Genomic DNA, 23,251 nt, shown 5'->3' on the forward strand with positions numbered 1-23,251 from the left:
CCGGGGGGCACGCGGTCAGGCGTAGCGCTTCTTCAGCTCGCCCTTGACCAGCTTGCCGGTCTCGGTGCGGGGCAGGTCGTCGACGAAGCGGACCTCGCGCGGAGCCTTGTAGCCCGCGATGCGCGACTTCACGAAGTCGATGATCTCCTGCCCCAGCTCGGGCCCGGTCGCGACGCCGGCCCGCGGCTGGACGAACGCGGTGACCCGCTCCCCCATCTCCGGGTCCGGCAGGCCGATGACGGCGACGTCGTGCACGGCGGGGTGCAGCGCCAGGACGTTCTCGGTCTCCTGCGGGTAGATGTTGACCCCGCCGGAGATGATCATGAAGGACTTGCGGTCGGTGAGGTACAGGAAGCCGTCCTCGTCGAGGTGGCCGATGTCGCCCAGCGTCGTCCACGTCTCGTGCTCGGGGTGCTGCGCGGCCCGGGTCTTCTCCGGGTCGTTGTGGTACTCGAACGGCACGATGTCGCGCTCGATGTAGACCGCGCCGGTCTCCCCGACCGGCAGCTCGGTGCCGTCGTCGTCGCAGATGTGCAGCACCCCCAGGATCGGGCGGCCGACGGTGCCGGGCTTGGTCTGCCAGGTGGCGCTGTCGGTCATGGTGAGACCGTTGCCCTCGGTCGCGCCGTAGTACTCGACCAGGATCGGGCCCCACCAGTCGATCATCGCCTGCTTGACCTCGACCGGGCACGGGGCGGCGGCGTGCACCGCGACCCGCAGCGACGAGATGTCGGCCGCGTCGCGCTGCTCCTGCGGGAGCTGCAGCATCCGGACGAACATCGTCGGCACGAACTGGGCGTGGGTCACCCGGTGGGTGCCGATCGCCTCCAGTGACCCGACGGCGTCGAAGCGGCGCATCATGACCACGGTGCCGCCGTGCGCCTGCACGGCGCCGCACCAGCGCAGCGGCGCGGCGTGGTAGATCGGGGCCGGGGTGAGGTAGACCGTCTCCGGGCCGACGCCGAAGGCCTTGCTGATCAGTCCGACCAGCGGGTCGCCCAGCTCGGTGAACTGGACGGGCGGCAGCGGCGGCCGCACCCCCTTCGGCCGGCCGGTCGTGCCCGAGGAGTACAGCATCGGGGCGCCGTGCGGCTGGTCGTCGGGCGCGACGTCGGAGGCGGCGGCCAGGGCGTCCTCGTAGGAGGAGAAGCCGTCCACGACGCCGTCGTAGGACAGCCGCAGGCCGGGCGAGACACCGGTGGCGAGCACCGCCTTCGCGACGTCGGCCTTGCCCGCGGAGACGATGAGCGCCGACGCCCCGGAGTCCTCGACGATGTAGCCGACCTCCTCGGCGACGAGGTTGTGGTTGATCGCGGTGATGTAGAGCCCGGAGCGCATCGCGGCCCAGTAGACCTCGAAGACACGCAGGTTGTTCTCGCTCAGGAGCGCGACGACGTCACCGCGACGCAGGCCGGCCTCGCGCAGCACGTTCGCGAGCCGGACCGAGCGCTCCTCCAGCTCGGCGTAGGTCACCTGCTCCCCCGTCTCCGCGAGGAGCGCGGCGATCTTGTCCGGGTGCTGGGCGGCATGGGCGCCGGGGTGGGTCACGGGTCCTCCACGTCGGTGTGGTCGTCGGCGACGACGGAATTTAATGTCGATAAAGTAGGGCGGAAAGCTCCCCACCGGCAACGGTCGGGCGGCCGCGGGTCTTCTACAGTCGACCCGACCGGAGAAGGGGTGGGACGTGGCCGCACCGCAGTCGCAGCCGGGACCGCGGCGACGGATGAGGGCCGCCGAGCGGCGCGACCAGCTGGCACGCACCGCCGCGGCACGGTTCCACCTGGTCGGCTACCACCAGGTCTCCCTCGGCGACGTCGCCGCCGACGTGGGGTTGACCGGGCCTGCGGTCTACCGGCACTTCCCCAACAAGCAGGCCCTGCTCGCCGCCGGGATCGCGGCCGGGCTCGACGAGGTCGCCGAGGCCCTGGACCGGCACCTCGACGGCCCGCTGGAGGAGCTGGTCACCGCGCTGACCCGCGTCGCACTGGACCGTCCCGACCTGTGGACGCTGCTGCAACGGGAGGTCCGCTTCCTCTCCCCACAGGCCCGCGAGGAGATCCGCGAACGACTGCGCGGACGGCTCGAGCTGCTGTCGCGCCGGCTGCGGCGCGAGCGTCCCGAGCTCACCGAGCGCGCGGCGGGTGTGCTCGTGACCGGCGCGCTCGGCGTGCTGGCCACCCCGTCGGTCACCCACATCGGCCTGGACGACGAGCGGGTCCGCACCGTCCTGGCCGCAGCGGCGCTGGCCTGCCTGCGGTCCGACCCACCGGCCGGACCCGCGGCCGGACCGGACGGCCCGGTCTCGTCGGAGGACGGGCCGTCGTCGCGGCCGCGGGAGATCGTGGACCGCGCGGTCGCGCTGTTCCACGAGCGCGGCTACGTCGGGGTGAGCCTGGACGAGATCGGCGCGGCCGTCGGCATGGCAGGGCCCAGCCTGCTGCACCACTTCGCCAGCAAGGCCGACATCCTCACCGCGGCGTTCGACCTCGGCTCGGAACGGCTGCGGGCCGAGCAGGCCGCGCGTCGGGCCCGGCCGGGGTCGGTCGACCTGCCAGGGCTGATCGACCGCTACGTCGGCTTCTGCCTGGCCAACCGGGCGTTGCTCGGGGTCTACGTCAGCGAGTTCAACCACCTCACCGACGACGCGCGGCGCCGGACCGCGGACGCCATCCGGACCGAGCTGCGCGACTGGACGCGGTCGCTGCTCGCGTACTTCCTCGACCTCGACGAGCCGACCGCGCGGCTGCGCGTGCGGGCCGCGCTGTCGCTGATCAGCGACCTGACCCGGCTCACCTCCACGCGGGACCGGCCGGCGGAGCGGGCGGAGGTCACGGCGGCCGCGCTGGCCGTGCTCCGCTCCGGCGCCTGACCGGCCCCGCGTGCCGGTCAGGCGGGGGTGAACGCGCACCGCTGCCGACGCACGCCGTTGATGAAGGTGCTGACCAGGCGCTCCGGCTCACCGACCGCCCGGATGTCGGGCAGCTGGGTGTACAGCTCGTGGAAGATCCACCGCAGCTGCATCTTCGCCAGGTGCGAACCGAGGCAGAAGTGCGGCCCCCCCGCCCCCGAAGGCGACGTGCGGGTTCGGCGTGCGGGACAGGTCGAACTCGTCGGGCCGGTCGAGGACCGCCTCGTCGCGGTTGCCGGAACTGTAGAACATCGTGACCTTGTCGCCGGGCTCGATCACGACGCCGTTCAGCTCGAACCGCTCCAGCGCGGTCCGCCGGAAGCTCATGACCGGGCTCGCCCACCGGACGAACTCCTCCACGGCGGTGCCGATGCGGGCCTCGTAGTCGGCGAACAGCCACTCGCGCTGCTCCGGGTGGTCGGTCAGCGCGCGCAGCGTGTGGGTGGTGGTCTGCTTGGTCGTGTCGTTCCCGGCCACGCAGAGCAGCACGAAGAACGACCTGATCTCGTCGTCGGTGAGCCGCTCCCCGTCGACCTCGGCGGCGGCCAGCGCGGAGATCAGGTCGTTCTCCGGCTGCTCGCGACGCGCGTCGATCACGTCCTGGCAGGCGCCGTGCAGGACGACGATGGCGTTGAGCATCTTCGTCGCCGCGTCGTCGCCGCCGCCGTCCCCGTCGTCGCCCCAGGCGACCATCGACTCGGCCGCGTCGGCGACCTCCTCACGACGCTCGGGCGGGATCCCGATCATCTCCGAGATCGTCCACATCGGGAGCCGGGCGGACACCGAGGAGACGAACTCGGCCTCACCGCGGTCGCGGATCGCGCCGACGATCTCCCGGGCCTGCCGGGCGATCTGCTGCTCGATCAGCTTCACCCGCTTCGGTGTGAACACCGAGCTGACCAGCTTGCGGACGTCGCGGTGCCGCGGGTCGTCCATGGTCAGGATGGAGGAGGCCATCTCCAGCACCTCCTCCGGGAAGTCCTCGGCGAGGACCCCGCCCGCGGAGGAGGAGAAGACCTCGGCGCGACGGCTGACGGTGGCGATGTCCTCGGCCCGCACGACGGCCCAGTAGCCGGGCGAGCCGTCGTCACCGTCCATCAGCGGGCTGTACAGGGGGCGCTGCCAGGACACCGGCTCCTCGGCGCGCAGCCGGCCGAAGGTCTTCTCCCGCTCGACGGGGTCCAGGCGCCAGAACTCCCGGGAGGAGACGTCGAGCGCGGAGAACGGGCGCGATGCGGTGAGGGATCCGGTCATCGCGATCAGCTCACGACGAGGTCGGAACGACCGCGGTCGGCCAGCATCGCGGTGTAGCGCGGGTAGAGGGCCTTCGCGATCGGCGAGAGCTTGAGCAGCTGCGCCGCCGAACCACCGACCGTGATCTTCCCGCGGGCCATCGCCAGCGGCAGGCTGACCTTGCCCTGCCAGTACTGGTTGGCGGTGTCGGCGGCCATCGACAGGGTCGCGTCGGAGTCCGCCGCGGCGGCCTCGGCCCCGGTGGTGATCTTCTTGGTCGCGAACTCGACCCGCACCGTGGTGTCGGGGTCGGTGTAGTCCATGCGCAGGCTCATGCCGGTCGCGGCGAGCTTCGGCCCGATCGTCTCGTCCTCCATCGCCTCGGCGAAGATCCCGCCGAGGAACTCGTGGACCTCGTCCGCGGAACGGAAACCACCCATGACGTCTCCTTTGACATGTCGGCGCCGATCGACGGCCAGGGTTCCCGCCTCGGCCACGGCCTAGCGCAAGTTAACATAGAGGCCTCTATGCGGGAAGACGTCGACGGCTGCGATGATGCAGTGGTGCCGTCCCGGCACCGATCCGACCAGCCCCGACCCGACCCGGAAGGACCGACCGTGCCGCAGTACGTCGGACGCGAGGACTACTACGCGGCCGCGATCGCGATCCTGTCCGGATCGGGGGCCCACGAGCTGACGATGACCGCCCTGCACCGCGGGCTCGGCGTCTCCAGCGGATCGTTCTACAACTGGTTCCGCAACTGGCCCGACTTCGTCGAGCGGTTCCTGGAGCACTGGCGCGGGTCGACCGAGGCGATCGCCCGTGAGGCGGCCGGACCCCACGACCCGCACGAGCGGCTGGAGCTGCTGCGCCGGCTCTCGCGCACCGTCCCGCACGACGCGGAGGCGGCGATCCGGGTGTGGGCCACGACCGACCCGGCCGTCGCGGAGGCACAGCGCGCGGTCGACGCACGACGGCTCGAGGTGATCCGGCGGGCGGTCGCCGCCGCGGGTGCACCCGACGCCGCCGACGAGCTCGCCGAGCTGTGCCTGTCCGCGGTGGTCGGCGCCCAGCTACGGCACCGCCCCGTGGACGTCGAGGGTCTGGACCGGGTGCTCGCCCGCTTCATCGCGCTGGTGGAGGCGCATTCCGGCCGGCCGGACTGAGCGTCGCGACCGCCCCGGGAGCGGCGTGGTCGGCACGCGAGCCGACCATCGCGTGCACGCAGACCCGGCCCGTCGCGTCGCGTCCCCTGACCTCCACCAGCCCGGAGGTCCGGCCCCGGTGCAGGGCCGTGGCCGTCAGGCGCACCCGGCCCCGGCCGGGCCGCAGGAACGCGAGCTGCAGGCGGTTCACCGCGTGCGGGGCCGATCCGGTCAGGCGGGTCGCGGCCAGCTCCGCCGCGCAGGCCCAGACCCCGCCGTGAACGGTGCCGTTCTGGTTGGTCCACCCCGTCGCGTCGAGCTCCAGCACCGCCTCGTCCGGGCCGGACCCCACCTCGGTGAGGTCGGTGAGCAGCTCGCCGATCCCGCCCTGCCCCGGCCGGGCGCCGACCGCGGGCCCCGCGGCGAGCGGGGTCGTGCCGGGTGCGGGGACGTCCGCGGTCCAGGCCGACGCCACCGCGACGAGCCGGCCGTCCGGGTCGCGCACGGAGGCGGTGACGTGGTCGCGGAGCACCTCGCCCGCGGTGCGCGCGGCCCGGGCGTGCAGCCGGTCCCCCGGCCACGGCGGCGGGACGAGCACGTCGAGCGACAGCGCCGTGGTCACCGGCTGGAACCCCGGCGCCTGCGGCCGGTTGGCGACCTCGCCCAGGACATGGTCCGCCAGCACCGCCAGCGGCCCCGTCCACGTCCGCCCCGCGCCGTCCGACCAGCCCCCGGTGAGCGCGGAGAACCGCCTCTCACCAGGTACGACGGTGCACCCGAGCACGCCGAGGCGCTGCTCGGGCGTGCCCGCCGTGTCGAGACTGCAGGACTGCTCGCCGGTCATCGTGACCTCTCCCTCGTTGCCCTCTAAGTTAATCATGGCTAGGCTACGGCGGCGAGGTCCGCGCCGGAGCGGGCCGTCATCGAGGAGGAGCCGCCGTGCCCGCGCCCCTGACCGAGACGTTCCTGCGCGACTTCAGCACGCGCTGGCTGGCGGCCTGGAACTCCCACGACACCGAGCAGGTGCTCGCGCTGCTGCACCCCGACGTCCGATGGGAGGACACGGTCTTCTGGACCGGGGTGATCGAGGGCCGCGAGGGCGTGCGCACCTACGTGGAGCGGATCTGGGAGGTCATGCCCGACGTCGCGTTCGACGACGTGCAGACCTTCACCTCCCCCGGCGACGGCCGCGCGCTGTGCCTGTTCCGCCAGTACGGCCACGGCCCGGCGAAGCTCGCCCCCGACGCCACCTTCAGCACCTACGGCTGCGACATCTTCCTGGAGTTCGCCGACGGACTGCTGTCGTCCTACCTGGCGCAGTACGAGATCACCGAGATGATGCGCCAGCTCGGCGTGCTGCCCGCCCGCGAGGGCCGGATCGGCGGCGCCTACCTGCTGTCGCTGCTGCACCGCAGCCCGGCGAACGCCGGCTGACCCGCCCGTCCCCCGCACCACCCCAGACCGAGGAGTCACCATGGCCGATGACGAGGCCGTCCGCATCACCGTCGCCGACGGCGTCGGCACGATCACCTTCAACCGGATGCACCGGCGCAACGCGCTCAGCCTGGAGCTGTTCGAAGCGCTCGGCGACCAGCTCGACGCCTGGCGGAGCGACGACGAGGTCGCCGCGGTCGTGCTCACCGGTGGCGAGGAGGCGTTCTCCGCGGGCCTGGACCTCGACCTGCAGTCGGCGTTCACCGAGGACTCCCGCGAGGTGTACTCGGACATGTGCCTGCGGGTCTACGGCGCCCTGCTCGACTACGGCAAGCCCACCATCGCCGCGTGCGCCGGACCGACCCTGGGCGGCGGCTGCGACATCGCGGTGTTCTGCGACATCCGGATCGGCGCGGAGAACGCCGTGTTCGGGTTCCCGCAGATCAAGTTCGGGCTCACCCCGTACTTCTCGCCGCTGTGGAAGATCGTGGGACTCAGCCAGGCCAAGCTCCTGACCTTCTCCGGCGACCGGATCGACGCCGCGGAGGCGCTGCGCATCGGCCTGCTCGACCGGCTCGTGCCGACCGGCGGTGTCGTCGAGGCCGCGACCGCGCTGGGCCGGTCGATCGCGGAGACCACCACGAAGTCGGCGAAGATCAACAAGGAGCTGGCGCTGCGCTCCCCGGCGATGGACCCGATCAGCGCGCTGTCCTTCGAGACCTCCGCCTACCGCGAGGTCATCCGCCACCCCGACGTGCTGGAGCGGATCAACGAGGCGTTCAGCCGGATCCGCACGCGCTGAGCGTCCGTTCGGCGCAGTGGATAGTGACGGTTCACTAGATAGGGTGGGCCGCCGTGGCCCGATCGAGTCCGAGGAGCACGTCGATGACGACTGCCGCCCCGTCCGTGACCGCACCGTCGACCGCACAGTCCGTGACCGCCGGGGGGACCGACCCGGCGCGCGCGTACCGGTACGCCGGCTACCGCGCGTCGGGCCTGTGGACGCCGACGTCGCTGGCCGATCTCGTGCCGGAGGCCGCGGCCCGCCACCCCGAGCGCGAGCTGTTCTCCTTCGAGGGCACCCGGGTCACCTACGGCGCCTTCGAGCGCTGGACCCGGGCGGTGGCCCAGGACCTGGTGCGCCGCGGGGTCCGCCCCGGCGACCGGGTCCTGGTCCAGCTGCCGAACCGGCTGGAGGCGCTGGCCGTGCAGGTCGCGGCGTTCCGGGCGGGCGCGGTGGACGTCCCGGTGATCCCGATCTACCGGGAGCACGAGATGCGTCAGATCGTCGCGGACTGCCGGCCCGCGGCGGTCTGCACGGTCGACGCCCTCGGCGACCGCGACCCGTCCGCCGAGCTCGACGCGCTGTTCGACGAGGCCGGTGTGACCCCGGCGGTGCGCTACCTCGTCGGGGGCGAGCGCCCCGGCTGGACCGCCGTCCCGGGGCCGGAGGCCGCGGACGACGCCGCGCTGCCGGCGTCCGCCGACCCCGCGGAGCCCGCGCTGCTGCTCTACACCTCCGGGACGACCGCCGCGCCGAAGGGCGCGCTGCTGTCGCACCGGGCGGTCGTCGCGCACCTGGTCAACTTCCGCGACGCGCTCGGCGCCGGGGAGGACACCGTCACCCTGGCCGCGACACCGCTGTCGCACCTGGGCGGGTTCGTCGCCGCCGTCGTGTTCCCCGCGTTCCTGGGCGGGCGCTCGGTGGTGATGGCCGGCTGGCGGCCCGACGACGCCGTCGAGCTGATCGAGGCCGAGCGGGTCACCCTCATGATGGGGGCCACGGTGTTCGTGACCGACCTCGTCGAGCGCTACCGGGACCGTCCGGAGGGCCACCGCCTCGACACCTACGCCTGTGCCGGCGCGGCCATCGCGCCCGAGGTCGTCGACCGTGCCGCGGAGGTGGGTGTGCGGGTGGTGCGCGCCTACGGCATGACCGAGACCGCCGGGGTGCTCGCGATCGCGGCGGCCTCGGACTCCCTGGAGCGCCGGCGCGCCTGGGACGGCAGGCTGCTGCGCGGCATGGAGATGACCGTCGTCGACGACGACGGCGCGCTCGTCCCGCCCGGCACCGTGGGCCGGCTGCGGATCCGCGGGCCGCAGCTGCTCGACCGCTACACCGACCCGGTCGTCACCGCCGAGCAGATCGACGCCGACGGCTGGTTCCTCCCCGGCGACGTCGGCCGCGTCGACGACGAGGGCTGGGTCCAGATCGCCGGCCGCACCAAGGACATCGTCAACCGCGGCGGCGAGAAGTTCTCCACGATGGACATCGAGCTCGCGGTCGCCTCCGCCCCGGGTGTGCGGCGGGTCGCGGTCACCGCGGTGCCCGACGAGCGCCTCGGGGAGGCCGTCGGTGCCTGGGTGGTCCTCGACGACGACGCCCGCGCCGCCGGCGTCGGCCCGTTGCTGGAGCACCTGGCCGCCCAGAAGCTCGCCCGCGCGAAGACGCCCGTCGAGTGGCACGTCGACGCCGAGATCCCGGCCACCGCCAGCGGGAAGATCCAGAAGCACGCGCTCGCCGGGCTCACCGACCTCGAGCTGTGGCACGCCCACCGACCGGCCCGGGCGTGACCGCGGTGTTCGAGGCCGGGACCGTCGCACTGGTCACCGGCGCCGGACGCGGGCTGGGCGCGGAGTACGCGACCGCACTGGCCGCGGCCGGGGCGACGGTCGCCGTGCACGCGCGCACCGCGCGGGCCGCGGGTGCCGTCGCCGACCGGATCCGGGACGCGGGCGGGCGCGCGCACCCGGTCGTCGGGGACGCGCGCGACGGCCGCGCCCTGGTCGGGGACTGCGTCGCGGCGCTCGGCCGGCTCGACGTGCTCGTGGTCAACGCGGGCGGGCTGCGCGACCGCGGGGTGTCCCGGCTGACCGACGACGACTTCGACGAGGTCGTCGACGTGCACCTGCGCGGCAGCTGGACCGCCTGCTCGGCGGCCTGGCCGCACCTGCGCGAGCGCGGCGGCGCCATCGTGCTCACCACTTCCGGCGCGGGGCTGCACGGCAACCCCGGCCAGGCCGCCTACGCGGCGGCGAAGGCCGGCGTGGTCGGGCTCGCCCGCACCCTGGCCGCGGAGGGCTCGCGGCACGGGATCCGGGTCAACGCCGTCGCGCCGATGGCGCTGACCTCCATGACCGCCGAGGTGTTCCGCGACCGACCGGCGCAGGCACTGCGGGCGGCCGACGTGGCCCCGGTCGTCGTCGCGCTCGCCCTGCCCTCCTGCCCGCTGACCGGCGAGGTCGTCGAGACCGGCGGCGGCTGGGCCTCGGTGCTGCGCTGGGAGCGCTCCGAGGGGGTGCGCTTCACCCGCCCCGACGGGCCGCCACCGGCCGTCGCCGACGTCGCCGCGCACTGGGGCGGGATCACCGACCTGGTGGGCCGCCCGTCCGACCGTCCGACCACGACCGCGGACTCGCTCGCCGCCGCGTGCGACCCGTTCCGCGGGACGACCGCGCTGCGCGCCGGCTCCGAGTCCTGCCACTGATCCCACACCCCCACCCCGAGAGGAACCCCCGTGACCGAGTACCGCTACCTGCTGACCTCCGTCGAGGACGGCGTCGGCATCCTGCAGCTGAACCATCCCGAGAAGCGCAACGCGCTGGGCTGGGAGCTGCACGAGGAGATCGTGGCGGCGCTCGCCGAGTGGGCCGAGGACGACGAGGTCGCCTGCGTCCTGATGATCGGCGACGAGGACATCTTCTGTGCCGGCTGGGCCCTGGACGTGCTGCAGGACACCAGCGGGGACGCCCGCACCCGGTTCACCGACCTCGCCTACAAGCTCATGGTCGCGATCTACGACTACCGCAAGCCGACCGTGGCCGCCGTCGCCGGTGTCGCCCCCGGCTACGGCATGGACCTGGCCAACATGTGCGACATCACGATCGCCTCGGAGAACGCCGCGTTCGGCTCGACCCAGGTCAAGTACGCGATGAACGGCTTCTACCACGCGATCCTGCGCAAGACGAACACCCAGCGGGCCCGCCGGATGTTCTTCACCGGCGACCCGATCGACGCCCACGAGGCCCTGTGCTGCGGGCTCGTCGACGAGGTCGTCCCGGTCGGGACGCTGCGCTCCTCGGCGCTGACGCTGGCGAAGCAGATCGCCGAGAACGGTGCCGAGCTGACCACGGTGCTCAAGGAGGTCGCGCTGCGCGCCGGGCACATGGACCACGTCGCGGCGACCGCCTACGAGCTGCGCGTCACCCACGACCTGCTGCAGCGCGGGCTGTTCACCCGCCGCATCGCCGAGGGCCTGGACCGGCTGCGGTCCGGGGCCAGCAGGGCCACCGAGCGACTGTCCCGCCGCAGCTGAGACCGAGCGGCAGCCGAGACCGAGCCCCGGAGCCGAGATGACGTCCTCGCCGACCTCCCCCACCCCGTCCCGCACGACACCGCACCCCACCGACCCCGGGTTCGCCCTGGCCTACGGGATCGCCTGGAGCAACGACCCCGACGCGCTGCTGGAGTTCTTCGCCCCGGACGGCGTGTACCGCGACATCGCGCTCGACGGCACCTACCGCGGCCGCGGGGAGGTCGGCCGCTTCCACCGGTTCATGCTCTCCTTCGCCCCCGACTCGCACATCGAGTTCGGCGAGACATGGGCGGCCGGCGGCGGGCTCACCTCGCGCTGGGTGTGGTCGGGGACCGTCCGCGGCCCGCTGAAGCTGCGCACCGGTGAGCTCGTCGACGTGGCCGGTGCCCGGTTCTCGGTGCCGGGCGTCGCCGTCTGCACCTACGACGACGACGGCCTGCTCACCGGTCACGACGACTACTGGGACCTCGCGACGGTGCTGTACCAGGTCGGCGCCCGCATCACCTCGCCGACCCGCTGAGGCACGCGGTCGGGCCGAGGCCCGGACAGCCCGGCGACGAGGGCCCTGTCCGGGCCTCAGCCGACCGTGACGAGCTCCGCCAGCCGGCCCGCGACGATCTGCTCGGCCTCGGTGACGATGCGCTCGATCAGCTCCGCGCAGGTCGGGACGTCGCGGATGATCCCCTGCACCATCCCGACCGACCAGATGCCGGCGTCGAGGTCTCCGGTCTCGTAGACCGTCGCCCCGCGGCTGCCCGCGACGAGGTGGCGGATGTCCTCGAACCGGGCACCGGCGGCGAGCTTCTCCACCACCTCCCGGGAGACCGCGTTGGCCGCGACCCGAGCGGTGTTGCGCAGCTCGCGGAAGATGAGGGTGGTGTCGCGCTCGCCGGCCTCGACGATGCGGGCCTTCACCGCGTCGTGCACCCCCGACTCCTGCGTGCACAGGAAGCGGGTGCCCATGTTGACCCCGTCCGCACCGAGCGCCAGCGCCGCGACCAGACCGCGGGCGTCGGCGATGCCGCCCGAAGCGATGAACGGGATCTCCAGGACGTCGGCCGCGGCGGGCAGCAGGACGAGCCCGGGAACGTCGTCCTCGCCGGGGTGGCCGGCACACTCGAAGCCGTCGATGGACAGCGCGTCCACCCCCAGGTCCTGCGCCTTCACCGCGTGCCGGACCGAGGTGCACTTGTGGACGACGACGATCCCCGCGTCGTGCAGCGGCCCGAGGTGGTCCACCGGGTTCGCCCCGGCGGTCTCCACGACCGGGACACCCTCCTCGATGATCACCTGCCGGTACGCGGCGTAGGGCGGGGCGTCGATCGTCGGCAGGATCGTCAGGTTGACGCCGAACGGGGCGTCGGTCAGCTCCCGGCAGCGCCGGATCTCCGCACGCAGGTCCTCCGGGGTCGGCTGGGTCAGCGCGGTCAGGAACCCGAGCCCACCCGCCTCGGCGACGGCGGCGACGAGCGGCGCCCGGCCCACCCACTGCATGCCTCCCTGCACGACGGGGTGACGCACCCCGACGAGTTCGGTGAACCGTGTCCGCATCGACGTCTCCTTCGACTCGCCACCCGGGGCCCGTTGCCCCCCGTAGGTAGTTAATCTAGGTTAGAAACATAAGGCGTCACAGGCGACACCGGAGGGATCACATGGACGTTCAGGGACTGCGCTGCCTGGTCACGGGCACCGCGTCGGGCATCGGTGACGCTGTCACGCGCCAGCTGGTCGAGGGCGGCGCCTCCGTCGTCAGCCTCGACCGCAACAAGCCCTCCGCGGAGGTGGAGCAGCACGTCGAGGTCGACCTCGCCGACGCCGCGAGCATCGACTCGGCGCTGGCGCAGATCGAGGGCACCTTCGACGTCCTCGCCAACGTCGCGGGCATCCCCGGCACCGCGCCCGCCGACCTGGTCTTCCGGGTCAACTTCCTCGGCATGCGGCACCTGACCGAGGCCGTGTTCGAGCGGATGAACCCGGGCGGCTCGATCGTCGTGGTCTCCTCGACGGCCGGGTTCGGCTGGCCGGCCCGCCTGGAGACCCTGCGCGAGGTGCTCGCCACCGAGTCGATGGACGAGGGCGCGGCCTGGTTCGCCGAGCACCCGCAGCAGGGCAACGCCTACAACTTCTCCAAGGAGGCCGCGACCGTCTACTGCCTGGCCATGGGCGGCGCGGTACGGGAGATGAACGAGCTGCGGATCAACGCCGTGCTCCCGGGCCCGGTGGAGACCCCGATCCTCGCCGACTTCGAGGAGAGCATGGGCAAGGACACCCTCGACGGGGTCAAGGCCTTCCTGGGGCGGCACGCGACCGTCGACGACATCGCACCCGCCGTGGTGTTCCTGGCCTCGCGCGGCTCGCGCTGGCTCAACGGCTCGACGATCACCGCCGACGGCGGCATCACCGGCGCCGTGGCCGCCGGGCTGGTCCCGGCCCCCGAGATCTGAGCCCGGGCCGGCCGGTGGGCGCCTCGGTGGCGGTGCCCACCGGCCGGTGTCGTTCAGGGTCGTCGGGGGTCGTCAGTGCTCGGCGGGGACCGCGTCGCGGTCGACCCGCGCCGTGAACCGGGTGATCAGCGACGAGACCAGGGCCGGGGCGTCGGCCATCGGCACGTGTCCCACCCCCGGCACCCGGACCAGCTGCGCGCCGCGGACGGCCTCGACCATCGGGCGGCCGTAGCGCGGGAAGGGCAGGATCCGGTCCCGCTCCCCCCAGGCGATCATCACCGGGCCCTCCGGCGTGAACGGGGCGAGCCCACCCGAGTCCGGGGCCCCGGCGAGCAGGTCGGCCAGCACCGCGCAGCCCGCCAGGTCCTCGACCAGCTCCCCGACGTCGGCCTGCGACAGCACCTCCGGGTGCTCGGAGACCGCCCGCAGCAGCAGGCGGCGCACCGCACGCGGCCGCAGCACCGCACCCGTGCCCGGCAGCCGCCCGATCCGCCCGCCGATGCGGAACAGCCGCAGCAGCCGGTCGAGGTCCGCCGGTGTCGCCCACGCCCCGGCCGGGGACAGCGCGACGACCGACCGCGACCGGCCGCGGCGGGCCAGCTCCAGCGCGACCCACCCGCCGAGCGAGTTGCCCACCAGGTGGGCCCGGTCGATGCCGGCCTCGTCCAGCGCGACCTCGACGGCGTCGACGATCGCGGGCACCACCTTCTCGGGGGCCACCGACAGCACCGGGCCGCCGCGGTGCCCCGCCAGCGTGGGCGCGACGACGTGGTGGTGGCGCTCCAGCGCCGGCAGGACCGGCCGCCAGGCCCGCCACGACGACGTCGCGCCGTGCAGCAGGACCATCGGCGTGCCGGCCCCGCCGACGTGCACGGGCTCCACGGGGATCCGGGTCAGAAGAACCTCCGCAGCAGGGCCATCTTCCGGTCGGTGTAGGGCGGGTACATCAGCGACGGGTCCGGCTTGGCCGGCTTGTCCAGCACCGCCTTGCGGTGGCTGAACGCGTGGAAGCCCCACTCGCCGTGGTAGGCGCCCATCCCGCTGTTGCCCACACCGCCGAAGGGCAGCTGCGGGACGAGGCAGTGCATGGCCAGGTGGTTGACCACCACGCCGCCCGAGCTCGTCCCGGTGAGCACCCGCTCCTTGACCGCCTTGGACCCGGTGAACAGGTACAGGCCCAGCGGCTTCGGGCGGTCGTTGACGAAGCGCAGCGCCTCGTCGACGGAGCGCACGGTGAGCACCGGCAGGATCGGGCCGAAGATCTCGTCGGCCATCACCGCCGAGTCCGGCGACGGGTCGACCAGCACGGTCGGCTCGATCGCGTGTGAGGCCGCGTCGGTGCCACCGCCGAGCGCGACGGTCCCGCCGTGGTCGTCGAGCAGGCCCGCGATCCGGGCGAACTGCCTGTCGTCGACGATCGGCTGGGTGGCGGGCTCCCCGGCGCGGAACTCCCGCACGGTCGCGACGATCCCCGCGACCAGGCGGTCCCGCACCGACTCCTCGACCAGCACGTAGTCCGGTGCGATGCAGGTCTGGCCGGAGTTCAGCAGCTTCACCCAGGCGATCCGGCGAGCCGCGACGTCGATGTCGGCATCGGCGGTCACGATCACCGGGCTCTTGCCGCCCAGCTCCAGCACCACCGGCGTCAGGTGCTCGGCCGCGGCGGCCATCACCTTCTTGCCGATCCCCGGGCCGCCGGTGAAGAACGCCAGGTCCAGGCCTTGGGCGAGCAGGGCCTGGGTGACGGCGGCGTCACCCTCCAGCACGGCGACCGCGTCCGGGTCCAGGTACTCCGGGATCAGCCGGGCCATCAGTGCGGAGGTGGCCGGGGCGTGCTCGGACGGCTTGACCACCGCGGTGTTGCCGGCCGCGACCGCGGCCACCAGCGGGCCGAGCGTCAGGTAGACCGGGTAGTTCCACGGCCCGATGACCAGCACCGTGCCCAGCGGCTCGTACTGGTAGAAGCCGCGGCCGGGCAGCATGGACAGCGGCAGCGACGTGCGTCGCCGGCGCATCCAGCGCTTGAGGTGCTTGCGGGCGTAGGCGGCCTCGGCCGCGGTGGAGGCGATGTCGCCGAGCCAGGCGTAGGGCGCGGGGCGGCCCAGGTCCTGCGCGAGCGCGGCGGCGATGTCCGACTCGCGCTCGGAGACCAGGCGCTCGATGCCGTGCAGCTGGCGGCGCCGCCAGGCGAGCGGCCGGGTCCGGCCGGACTCGAAGGTCCGGCGCAGGCGGGCGACGGTGGCCGCGGCGTCCGAGGCCTCCGTGGCGTCCGTGGCCTCGGGGGACGTGCTGTCGGTGACGGTCACGGCCGCCTCACCCGACCGGGTTCGTGCCGACGACGGCACCGTCGAGGTCGACGATCTCGGCGAACCGGTCACCGACCTGGTCGATGGTCGGGACCTCCGCGAAGGTCACGCCCTTGCTGCGGAACTGCGCGACGCGGTGCACCTCGCCGCCACCGACGACCAGGACGCTGCCGGTCTCGGTGCACTCGTCGGTCAGCAGGTAGCCGACGACCGGGGCGACGTGCGCCGGGTCGAGCTTCGCGAGCACCTCCGGCGGCGCGATGTCGGAGGTCATCCGGGTCGCCGCCATCGGCGCGATCGCGTTCGCGGTGATGCCGCGCTTGCGGCCCTCGATGGCCAGGGTGTTGATGAGCCCGATCAGCCCGCCCTTGGCGGCGCCGTAGTTGGCCTGCCCGAAGTTGCCGTAGATCCCCGAGGTCGAGGTGGCGACGACGACCCGGCCGTGGCCCTGCTCGCGCAGGTGCGGCCAGGCCGCGTGGATCACGTGGTAGGCGCCGTAGAGGTGCACGCGCTGCACGGCGTCCCAGTCGTCGTCGGTCATCGAGTGGAACGACCTGTCCCGCAGGATGCCGGCGTTCGCCACGACGCCGTCGATGCGGCCGTAGGCCTCCAGCGCGGTCGTGACGACCGCGGCGCCGCCCTCGGACGTGGCCACGCTGTCGTGGTTCGCCGTGGCATCGCCACCCTCGGCCCGGATCTCGGCGACGACGGCGTCCGCGGCGCTCGATCCGCTGCCGCTGCCGTCCCGCGACCCACCGAGGTCGTTGACGACGACCTTCGCGCCCGCCCGCGCCAGCACCAGCGCGTACTCGCGGCCCAGGCCGTTGCCCGCCCCGGTGATCGCGACGACGCGTCCCTCGACTCCTGCCATGCCTGCCGAACTCCTTCGTAGTGGGGGTGGACGGCCGCGTCAGCGGCCGGTGAACCGGGGCCGGCGCCGTTCGAGCACGGCGGCGAGCCCCTCGCGGGCGTCCGCGGTGCCGGACAGCTCGGAGACCGTGCGGGCCTCCTCCGGCAGCTGGGCCTCGACCCGGGCGCCGAGCCCGGACCAGACCAGCCGCTTGACGGCACCGAGCGCACGCGGCGCGCCGGCGGCCAGGGTGCGGGCGACGGCCAGCGCCTCGTCGTGCAGCGCGTCGTCGGCGACCACCCGGGTGATCAGCCCGATCTCGACGGCCTCGGCGGCGGTCAGCGTGGGGTTGAGCAGCAGGATCTCCATCGCCTTGCGCAGCCCGACGAGCTGGGGCAGCGTCACCGACGAGCCCGCGTCGGGTGCCATGGCGACCCGCGCGGCGCCCGACATGAACTTCGCCGACTCCCCGGCGAGCACGATGTCGGAGGCACACACCAGGCCCAGTCCCCCGCCGCCCGCGGCGAACCCGTGCACCGCCGTGACGACCGGGACGGGCAGCGCCAGCAGGGCCTGCGCGACGTTCTGCAGCCAGGCGGTGGCCTCGCGCAGGTAGTCCGGGAGCGCCTCGCCCTTGGCGGTGAAGGTCTTCACGTCACCGCCGGCGCAGAAGTGCGGGCCCTCGCCGGTCAGCAGGAGCACCCGCAGGTCGGCCTGCCCGGTGGCGGTCATGACGGCGTCGTAGAGCGCGCGCAGGAACGGCACGTTCATGCCGTTGGCGGCCTCGGGGCGGTTGAGTCGCAGCCGGCCGACGCCGTCCTCGTCGAGGTCGAACAGGACCAGCTGGTCGGTGACGGTCACGTGCGTGTCCTTCCGGTGAAGCGGCCGATGCCCGCACCGGCCCGTTCCCCGTCCAGGTGGGCGAGGGTGGCGGCGGTCTCGGCGGACAGGCCGTCGCTCAGCGGGCCGTCCAGCCCGCCGCGTACGAGCTGCTTGATCCGGGCCAGCGCGCCGGGGTCCTTGCCGAGCAGGTTGGCGACGGTGTTCTCGACGAGGGCCTCGAACCCGTCGGCCGGGGCGCAGGCGTAGGCGATCCCCCAGTCGACGGCGTCACGGCCCGAGAGCCGGTCGCCGAGCAGGATGTGCCCGAGCGCGCGTGGGGTCCCCACGATGCGGGGCAGCCGCTGCGACCCGCCACCGCCGGGGATCATGCCGAAGTTGGCGTGGTTGTCGGCGAGTACCGCGTCCTCGCGGACGAGCGCGATGTCGACGGACTGGACCAGCTCGAAGCCGCCGGCCATCGCGTAGCCCTCCACCGCGGCGACGACCGGGACCGGCAGGTCCGCGATCAGCTGGCACGCACCGACGAAGGTCTCGAACAGCGGCCGCAGCGCCTCCGGGCCGTCCTCGCGCAGCCGGGAGACCTCGTGGAAGTCCCCGCCCGCGCAGAAGTGCCCGCCCGCCCCGCGCACCACGACGACGTCGGCCTCGGCCGCGGCGGCCACCAGCGCCGCGTGCAGGGCGCCGGCCAGCGCGACGGTGATCGCGTTGCGGGCCCGCGGTCGGTTCAGCGTCAGGTGGGCGACGCGCCCGTCGGCGCGCTCCTCGATCCGGGACAGGACCGGTGCGGTGTCCGGGCCGGTGCCGGGGTCGGTGCCGAGGTCGGGGCTCACGCGTCCTCCCGCCACCGGTCGGCCGACGGGTCGAGGAGCTTGTGCAGGTGTCCCTCGGGCAGCCACACCAGCGTCTCCAGCTCCAGCGCGTCGAGGTAGCGGACCCGGCCGGTGCGCAGGTCCTCGATGCGCAGCCGCCGGCTGTTCGCCTCGTCGTCGATGCGGACGGCGACCTCGGCGAACTCGTTGCCGACGATATCGGGACGGATCTCCATCAGACCAGGAACGCCAGCGTCGCGATCGCGCGGGCGTTGTCCACCAGCGCGACCTTCTTGTAGGACATCGCGAGCTCCCCGTCGACCACGCGCAGCCGGTAGGTGTAGCGCCCGGCCCACAGCTGGGTGCCGCGCTCGCGGGACTCGACGAGCACGAAGTTGGCGCCGACCTCGGTGTCCCCGGTCCCGGGCACGGTACCGAGGATCTCCACGTTGGACACGACCCGGCGCAGCCGCGACGCAGGCACCTGGGAGTGCCGGCGCCCGGTGCGGTACTGGCGGATCCGGGTGGCGATCCGGTTGCGGTTGTCGTGGATGATCGACATCTGGGTCATGCGGTCGGCGTCGTCGTCGTTCGCGGGCACCCAGTAGAGGGCGTCCGGGGTCCAGAGCGCCTCCCAGTCCTCATAGCGGTGCTCGTCGGCGTAGCGCGCCTCGCGGTAGAGGAACTGCTCGACGGTGCGCAGATCGAGCCCGGTGGCCGGCTCGGTGGTGGTCATCGGCCCTCCGTCATCAACCGCCGGTAGTGCGTCCAGAACCCGCGCATACCGGTCTCGTCGGTGGCCCCGCCGACGGTGAGGCCACGCTCGTCGGTGTACTCGCGCTCCGCGCCGCGCCGGATGTCGAGCCACTCCGGGCGCAGCTCGGCGACGCCTGCCTGGTTGCGCTCGTACATCTCGGTGTCGTCGGCGAGCAGCATCCCGGCCGGCCCGACCGACCCGATGCACTGCTGCAGCATCCGCTTGTTCATCTCCGGCGCGCCCTTGAGCTGCACCGCGGTGACGTGCTGGACGGTGAGGTCCGCGGCCAGCGGCTGGATGGTGAACAGCTGGATCTCGGCGATGAACAGGTTCGGGAAGATCATGACGTGGGGTCCGCCTTCGACCAGGATGTCGTGGGCGTCGGACCCGTAGGTCTCCCGCATCCGGGCCGCGTAGCGCGGCACCTTCTCCTCGGTCGTGCCGAACCAGCCCAGCGGGACGCCGAGCCGGCGGAACTCCGGGCGCAGGTCGTTCTCGCTGTGCCCGCCACCGAGGTCGCGGGTCACCGCGGTCGACTTCTCGCCGTAGAGCGCCCCGATCCCGCTCTCCGCGACGCTGAAGATCGAGGCGTGCACGAACTGCGGGTGGTAGCCGTCGGTCTCGTTCTCCGCGAGGAGCTTCCAGTTCGCCTTCGCGCGGTGCTGCAGGAAGCCGGCGGACAGCTCGACCTCCCCGTCCGGGGACAGCCGGACGAGCCGGTCGATCTCGCCCCTGGCCTCGCCGAGGTGCTCGTCGAGGGTGGGGCCGTCGGGGGCGAAGCTGCCGAAGACGAACCCCCGGTAGACCCCGACCCGCGGGACCCGGCCGAGGCCGAGGTCCAGCTTCCCGCGGCCGCCGTACCCCTGCGGGAACGGGTAGCCGAGCATCCGGCCGTCGTTGCGGTAGGTCCAGCCGTGGTACGGGCAGCGGAACGAGCTGGAGTTGCCCGACCGCGCCTCGCAGACCAGGTTGCCGCGGTGCGCGCACCGGTTGAGCAGCAGGTGCACCTCGCCGTCGGCGGTGCGGGTCATGATGACGTCCTGCGGTCCGATGGACTTGCGGACGTAGTCGTTCGGCTCGGCGATCTCGCTGACGTGGCCGACGTAGACCCAGGTGCGGTACCAGATGCGCTCCAGCTCGTCGGCGAAGATCTCCGGCGAGGTGTAGAGCGACCCGTGCACCTGCCGGGGCCGGATCAGCTCGTCGTACGGCGCCGCCGGTGGGCGCGGGGCGCGCGCGGCACCGGTGGGGGCGCTCGGCATCACGGTCGTTCCTCTCGTGTCTGGCGGATCAGGGGTAGAGCCGGCCGACGCTCTCGATCACGCAGGCGGGCTTCGGCGAGCCCTCGACCTCGATCGTCGAGCGGGTGGTGACCTCCACGAAGCCGTCGCCACGGCGCACCGAGGCGATCTCGGCGGCGAGCCGGACCTTCGAGCCCACCGGGACCGGCGAGGGGAAACGGACCTTGTTCAGGCCGTAGTTGATCCCCATCCGCACGTCGTCGACGCGGTAGAGCTCGTTCAGCAGCCGGGGCAGCAGCGACAGGGTCAGGAACCCGTGCGCGATGGTCCGGCCGAACGGGCCGGACGCCGCCCGCTCGGGGTCGGTGTGGATCCACTGGTGGTCGCCGGTCGCCTCGGCGAACAGGTCGACCTGACGCTGGTCGATCTCGACCCAGTCGGTCGGGCCGAACGACTCGCCCTCGGCGGCGGCCAGGGCGTCGACGCCCGCGAAGACCTTCGTCACCGCTCAGCCCTCGATCCGCAGGGCCTCGGTGGGGCAGGCCCGGCAGGCCTCCTCCAGCTCACCCCGCTGCGAGTCGTCGGCCTGCTCCTGGAGCAGGTTGAGCGAACCGTCGTCGGCGACCTCGAAGAAGTCGGGGGCCAGGGACTCGCAGAGCCCCAGCCCGGTGCACTTGTCGTAGTCGACCACCACGCGCACGAGTGGTACCTCCTTCACGGGTTGAGCGTGCACGGCATCGACTTGACGCCGTCCACGAAGTTGCCGACGAGCTGGACGGGCTCACCGGTACGCAGGTCGGGCACCCGGCGCAGCAGCTCCCCGAACAGCGAGCGCAGCTGGGTGCGGGCGAGCATGTTGCCCATGCAGAAGTGCGGTCCTCCGCCGCCGAAGCCGACGTGCGGGTTCGGGGAACGGGTGACGTCGAAGGTGTAGGGCTCGGTGAAGACCCGCTCGTCGCGGTTGCCCGAGGCGTAGAACATCACGACCCAGTCGCCGGCCCGGATCCGTTGGCCGTGCAGCTCGACGTCCCGGGTGGCGACCCGGCGGAAGGTCATCACCGGGCTGGCCCACCGGACGAACTCGTCGACGGCGGTGTTCAGCGTGCCGTCGGGGTCGGCCTGCAGGATCTTGCGCTGGTCCGGGAAGCGGGTGAGCGCCTCCATCGTGCGGCTGATGGTGTTGCGGGTGGTGTCGTTGCCGGCGACCGACAGCAGGACGAAGAAGGCCGCGATCTCCTCCTCCGACAGCCGCTCGCCGTCGACCTCGGCCTGCACCAGCGAGGTCATGAGGTCGTCGCGGGGGTTCTCCCGGCGGTCGTCGGCCAGCTCCAGGCCGATCGTGATGAGGGTGACCAGCGACTGGTTGAGCAGGTCCGCGGGCTCCAGCCCGGCGCGCACGTCGGCGTCGGCCCACGACACCATGCCGTCGGCGGCGTGCGCGGCGTCGTCGCGGCGCTCGACGGGCAGGCCGCACATCTCGTAGATCGTCCACATCGGCAGCCGCCGCGAGACCTGGTCCACGAAGTCGCAGTCCCCGGTGGCGATCAGGTCGTCGACGATGCGGCGGGCCTGGTCGGCGATCTGCGCCTCGATCTGCTTCACCCGGCGCGGGGTGAACGCCGCGCTGACCAGGCGGCGCAGCTGGGTGTGCCGGGGGGCGTCGGTCGCGAGGAACGAGCTGGCCGCCTCCAGGATGTCCGACGGCACGTCCTCGATCATCACGCCCTGGCCGGAGCAGAAGGTCTCCGGGTCCTTGCTGACGGCCGCGATGTCGGCGTGCCGGGTGATCGCCCAGAACCCGGCGTCGTCCTCCTGGGGCAGCATCGAGCCCTCGGCCGGGCGCTGCCAGCTGACCGGCCGCTCGTCGCGCAGCACACGCAGGCGTTCCTCGCGGCCCTCCGGCGTGAGCGACCAGAACTCCAGCGATCCCACCGACACCGGGTCGTAGTCGGGTCGGGTCTGCACCATTGCTCCCCCAGGGACGGTCTCGATTCTAACCTCGATTAATCTAGCGGGAAGGACATCACGAGCGCCGACCCGGTGTCAAGACGGCGACGTCGGAGGCGGTCGGGTGTTTAATCCCGCGTCGAAAGACCGGGTGGGACGAGGAGGAGCGGCGATGGATCTGGGACTGCGCGACGCACGGGTGGTCGTCACCGGGGCCGGGGCCAACATCGGGCGCGGCATCGCCCAGGTCCTGGCCCGCGAGGGCGCCAGGGTGCTGGTCGTCGACATCGACGGCGAGCAGGCCGGGCGCGTCGCCGGGGAGCTGCCCGGGCTCGGCGCGCCGGAGGCGCTCGCCCTGGCCACCGACCTGACCGCCGAGGGCGCGGGCGCCGCGGTGGCCGCCGCCGCCCTGGACGCCTGGGGCGGGGTGGACGTGCTGGTCAACAACGCGGGCTGGAGCAGGCCCGGCTGGTTCGCCGAGCAGACCGACCGCGACCTGTGGCGGCGCACCGTCGAGGTGAACCTGTTCGCCGCGATCGACCGCACCCAGGCCGTCCTGGGACCGATGCGCGAGGCCGGGCGGGGCGCGGTCGTGTTCCTGTCCAGCGACGCCGCCTACGGGGCGGTCCGCCAGGGCATCTACGGCGGCACCAAGGCGGCGCTGATCTCGCTCGCCCGCACCGTGGCCCGGGAGAACGGCCGGTTCGGGATCCGCAGCAACGTCGTCGCGCCGGGCCTGGTCCTGCCACCGGAGGACGAGCAGGTCGGCCCGAGCTCGGTGTGGGCGGGCGGCGCGGACTCGCTGTTCGCCCCCGAGGCCGTCGACGCCATCGTGGCGACCCAGGCGCTGCGCCGGCGCACGACGCCGACCGACGTCGGGAACGCGGTCGCCTGGCTGGCCTCGGAGACGGCCGCGTTCCAGGTCACCGGGCAGGTGGTCGCCGTCGGCGGCGGGTCGTCCATGCCGTGACGTGGGGCCCACGTTGACGACGCCGACCCACTTTACCTATTCTCAATT

General features: G+C 73.2%; 26 protein-coding genes. 10 read left to right on the forward strand and 16 right to left on the reverse strand.

The genetic code is table 11. The features are described from left to right. Positions 1-15: 15 nt before the first annotated feature. Positions 16-1,548: an acyl-CoA synthetase gene (locus tag Ae505Ps2_RS27570; protein WP_075310967.1), complete on the reverse strand. Its 1,533-nt coding sequence runs from the start codon at positions 1,546-1,548 to the stop codon at positions 16-18. 136 nt (positions 1,549-1,684) lie between these two features. On the opposite strand from Ae505Ps2_RS27570, the gene Ae505Ps2_RS27575 reads away from it, so the two are divergent. After that, positions 1,685-2,869 carry a TetR/AcrR family transcriptional regulator gene (locus tag Ae505Ps2_RS27575; protein ID WP_075310965.1) on the forward strand — a complete coding sequence of 395 codons (1,185 nt, stop codon included), beginning with the start codon at positions 1,685-1,687 and terminating at the stop codon, positions 2,867-2,869. 87 nt (positions 2,870-2,956) lie between these two features. On the opposite strand, the gene Ae505Ps2_RS27580 is transcribed toward Ae505Ps2_RS27575, so the two are convergent. Both Ae505Ps2_RS27580 and Ae505Ps2_RS27585 read right to left on the reverse strand, forming a co-directional pair. After that, entirely contained in the window at positions 2,957-4,162 is a 1,206-nt protein-coding gene (locus Ae505Ps2_RS27580) for a cytochrome P450 (RefSeq protein WP_249265362.1), read from the reverse strand. 5 nt (positions 4,163-4,167) lie between these two features. Further along, positions 4,168-4,581: an SCP2 sterol-binding domain-containing protein gene (locus tag Ae505Ps2_RS27585; protein ID WP_075310961.1), complete on the reverse strand. Its 414-nt coding sequence runs from the start codon at positions 4,579-4,581 to the stop codon at positions 4,168-4,170. 177 nt (positions 4,582-4,758) lie between these two features. Here Ae505Ps2_RS27585 and Ae505Ps2_RS27590 point away from each other — a divergent pair, with 177 nt between their 5' ends. Further along, positions 4,759-5,307, forward strand: coding sequence for a TetR/AcrR family transcriptional regulator (locus Ae505Ps2_RS27590; protein WP_075310959.1), 549 nt, complete (start codon positions 4,759-4,761; stop codon positions 5,305-5,307). Here the strand turns inward: Ae505Ps2_RS27590 and Ae505Ps2_RS27595 are convergent. Then, positions 5,267-6,166 carry a hotdog domain-containing protein gene (locus Ae505Ps2_RS27595; protein ID WP_084786467.1) on the reverse strand — a complete coding sequence of 300 codons (900 nt, stop codon included), beginning with the start codon at positions 6,164-6,166 and terminating at the stop codon, positions 5,267-5,269. The genes Ae505Ps2_RS27590 and Ae505Ps2_RS27595 overlap by 41 nt on opposite strands. Positions 6,167-6,225: 59 nt before the next feature. Between Ae505Ps2_RS27595 and Ae505Ps2_RS27600 the strand changes: the two genes are divergently transcribed. From Ae505Ps2_RS27600 to Ae505Ps2_RS27625, 6 genes are all read left to right on the forward strand, one after another. Beyond that, positions 6,226-6,720 (forward strand): nuclear transport factor 2 family protein, encoded by a 495-nt coding sequence (locus Ae505Ps2_RS27600; RefSeq protein WP_020628020.1) that lies wholly within the window; start codon positions 6,226-6,228, stop codon positions 6,718-6,720. 40 nt (positions 6,721-6,760) lie between these two features. Then, the gene (locus Ae505Ps2_RS27605) at positions 6,761-7,522 is read left to right on the forward strand and encodes an enoyl-CoA hydratase/isomerase family protein (protein WP_075310955.1); all 762 of its coding nucleotides are present in this window, start codon (positions 6,761-6,763) and stop codon (positions 7,520-7,522) included. 83 nt (positions 7,523-7,605) lie between these two features. Beyond that, a complete protein-coding gene (locus Ae505Ps2_RS27610; protein WP_084786468.1) occupies positions 7,606-9,294 on the forward strand; it encodes a class I adenylate-forming enzyme family protein in 1,689 nt (562 codons plus the stop codon). Then, on the forward strand, positions 9,291-10,208 hold the full coding sequence (locus tag Ae505Ps2_RS27615) for an SDR family NAD(P)-dependent oxidoreductase (protein ID WP_075334320.1): 918 nt from the start codon (positions 9,291-9,293) through the stop codon (positions 10,206-10,208). The genes Ae505Ps2_RS27610 and Ae505Ps2_RS27615 overlap by 4 nt, the downstream gene beginning before the upstream one ends. A gap of 30 nt (positions 10,209-10,238) precedes the next feature. Beyond that, positions 10,239-11,036 (forward strand): enoyl-CoA hydratase/isomerase family protein, encoded by a 798-nt coding sequence (locus Ae505Ps2_RS27620; RefSeq protein WP_075554129.1) that lies wholly within the window; start codon positions 10,239-10,241, stop codon positions 11,034-11,036. Between the two features lie 37 nt (positions 11,037-11,073). After that, positions 11,074-11,556: a nuclear transport factor 2 family protein gene (locus Ae505Ps2_RS27625; RefSeq protein ID WP_020628015.1), complete on the forward strand. Its 483-nt coding sequence runs from the start codon at positions 11,074-11,076 to the stop codon at positions 11,554-11,556. Positions 11,557-11,612: 56 nt separating this feature from the next. Here the strand turns inward: Ae505Ps2_RS27625 and Ae505Ps2_RS27630 are convergent, their stop codons facing one another. Beyond that, on the reverse strand, positions 11,613-12,587 hold the full coding sequence (locus Ae505Ps2_RS27630) for a nitronate monooxygenase family protein (RefSeq protein WP_075554130.1): 975 nt from the start codon (positions 12,585-12,587) through the stop codon (positions 11,613-11,615). A gap of 101 nt (positions 12,588-12,688) precedes the next feature. Between Ae505Ps2_RS27630 and Ae505Ps2_RS27635 the strand changes: the two genes are divergently transcribed. Beyond that, positions 12,689-13,480 (forward strand): coniferyl-alcohol dehydrogenase, encoded by a 792-nt coding sequence (locus tag Ae505Ps2_RS27635; RefSeq protein WP_075310953.1) that lies wholly within the window; start codon positions 12,689-12,691, stop codon positions 13,478-13,480. Between the two features lie 72 nt (positions 13,481-13,552). Here Ae505Ps2_RS27635 and Ae505Ps2_RS27640 read toward each other — a convergent pair whose 3' ends face one another. The 11 genes from Ae505Ps2_RS27640 to Ae505Ps2_RS27690 are packed head-to-tail and all read right to left on the reverse strand — an operon-like array spanning position 13,553 to position 22,254. Continuing rightward, positions 13,553-14,362 carry an alpha/beta fold hydrolase gene (locus tag Ae505Ps2_RS27640; RefSeq protein WP_233147630.1) on the reverse strand — a complete coding sequence of 270 codons (810 nt, stop codon included), beginning with the start codon at positions 14,360-14,362 and terminating at the stop codon, positions 13,553-13,555. 11 nt (positions 14,363-14,373) lie between these two features. Further along, complete coding sequence (locus Ae505Ps2_RS27645) at positions 14,374-15,786, reverse strand: aldehyde dehydrogenase family protein (RefSeq protein WP_075312949.1); 1,413 nt, start codon at positions 15,784-15,786, stop codon at positions 14,374-14,376. A gap of 7 nt (positions 15,787-15,793) precedes the next feature. Beyond that, positions 15,794-16,657, reverse strand: coding sequence for an SDR family NAD(P)-dependent oxidoreductase (locus Ae505Ps2_RS27650; protein WP_075310951.1), 864 nt, complete (start codon positions 16,655-16,657; stop codon positions 15,794-15,796). Between the two features lie 39 nt (positions 16,658-16,696). Beyond that, positions 16,697-17,497 carry an enoyl-CoA hydratase-related protein gene (locus tag Ae505Ps2_RS27655; RefSeq protein ID WP_075310949.1) on the reverse strand — a complete coding sequence of 267 codons (801 nt, stop codon included), beginning with the start codon at positions 17,495-17,497 and terminating at the stop codon, positions 16,697-16,699. Further along, positions 17,494-18,309 carry an enoyl-CoA hydratase/isomerase family protein gene (locus Ae505Ps2_RS27660; protein ID WP_226360363.1) on the reverse strand — a complete coding sequence of 272 codons (816 nt, stop codon included), beginning with the start codon at positions 18,307-18,309 and terminating at the stop codon, positions 17,494-17,496. The genes Ae505Ps2_RS27655 and Ae505Ps2_RS27660 overlap by 4 nt, the downstream gene beginning before the upstream one ends. Beyond that, a complete protein-coding gene (locus Ae505Ps2_RS27665; protein ID WP_020622794.1) occupies positions 18,306-18,524 on the reverse strand; it encodes a hypothetical protein in 219 nt (72 codons plus the stop codon). The genes Ae505Ps2_RS27660 and Ae505Ps2_RS27665 overlap by 4 nt, the downstream gene beginning before the upstream one ends. Beyond that, positions 18,524-19,024, reverse strand: coding sequence for an aromatic-ring-hydroxylating dioxygenase subunit beta (locus tag Ae505Ps2_RS27670; RefSeq protein ID WP_075310947.1), 501 nt, complete (start codon positions 19,022-19,024; stop codon positions 18,524-18,526). The genes Ae505Ps2_RS27665 and Ae505Ps2_RS27670 overlap by 1 nt, the downstream gene beginning before the upstream one ends. Next, a complete protein-coding gene (locus Ae505Ps2_RS27675; protein ID WP_075310945.1) occupies positions 19,021-20,307 on the reverse strand; it encodes an aromatic ring-hydroxylating dioxygenase subunit alpha in 1,287 nt (428 codons plus the stop codon). The genes Ae505Ps2_RS27670 and Ae505Ps2_RS27675 overlap by 4 nt, the downstream gene beginning before the upstream one ends. A gap of 28 nt (positions 20,308-20,335) precedes the next feature. Then, on the reverse strand, positions 20,336-20,791 hold the full coding sequence (locus Ae505Ps2_RS27680) for a MaoC family dehydratase (protein WP_020622791.1): 456 nt from the start codon (positions 20,789-20,791) through the stop codon (positions 20,336-20,338). A 3-nt stretch (positions 20,792-20,794) separates the two neighbouring features. Then, positions 20,795-21,004, reverse strand: a complete 210-nt coding sequence (locus Ae505Ps2_RS27685) for a ferredoxin (protein ID WP_337819577.1) — start codon at positions 21,002-21,004, stop codon at positions 20,795-20,797. Beyond that, positions 21,001-22,254, reverse strand: coding sequence for a cytochrome P450 (locus tag Ae505Ps2_RS27690; RefSeq protein ID WP_075310943.1), 1,254 nt, complete (start codon positions 22,252-22,254; stop codon positions 21,001-21,003). Before Ae505Ps2_RS27690 ends, Ae505Ps2_RS27685 begins: the two co-directional genes overlap by 4 nt. 151 nt (positions 22,255-22,405) lie before the next feature. On the opposite strand from Ae505Ps2_RS27690, the gene Ae505Ps2_RS27695 reads away from it, so the two are divergent. Continuing rightward, entirely contained in the window at positions 22,406-23,203 is a 798-nt protein-coding gene (locus Ae505Ps2_RS27695; RefSeq protein ID WP_075554131.1) for an SDR family oxidoreductase, read from the forward strand. Positions 23,204-23,251 lie beyond the last annotated feature (48 nt).

The sequence above is a fragment of the Pseudonocardia sp. Ae505_Ps2 genome, from assembly GCF_001932425.1.
Taxonomy (GTDB): domain Bacteria; phylum Actinomycetota; class Actinomycetes; order Mycobacteriales; family Pseudonocardiaceae; genus Pseudonocardia.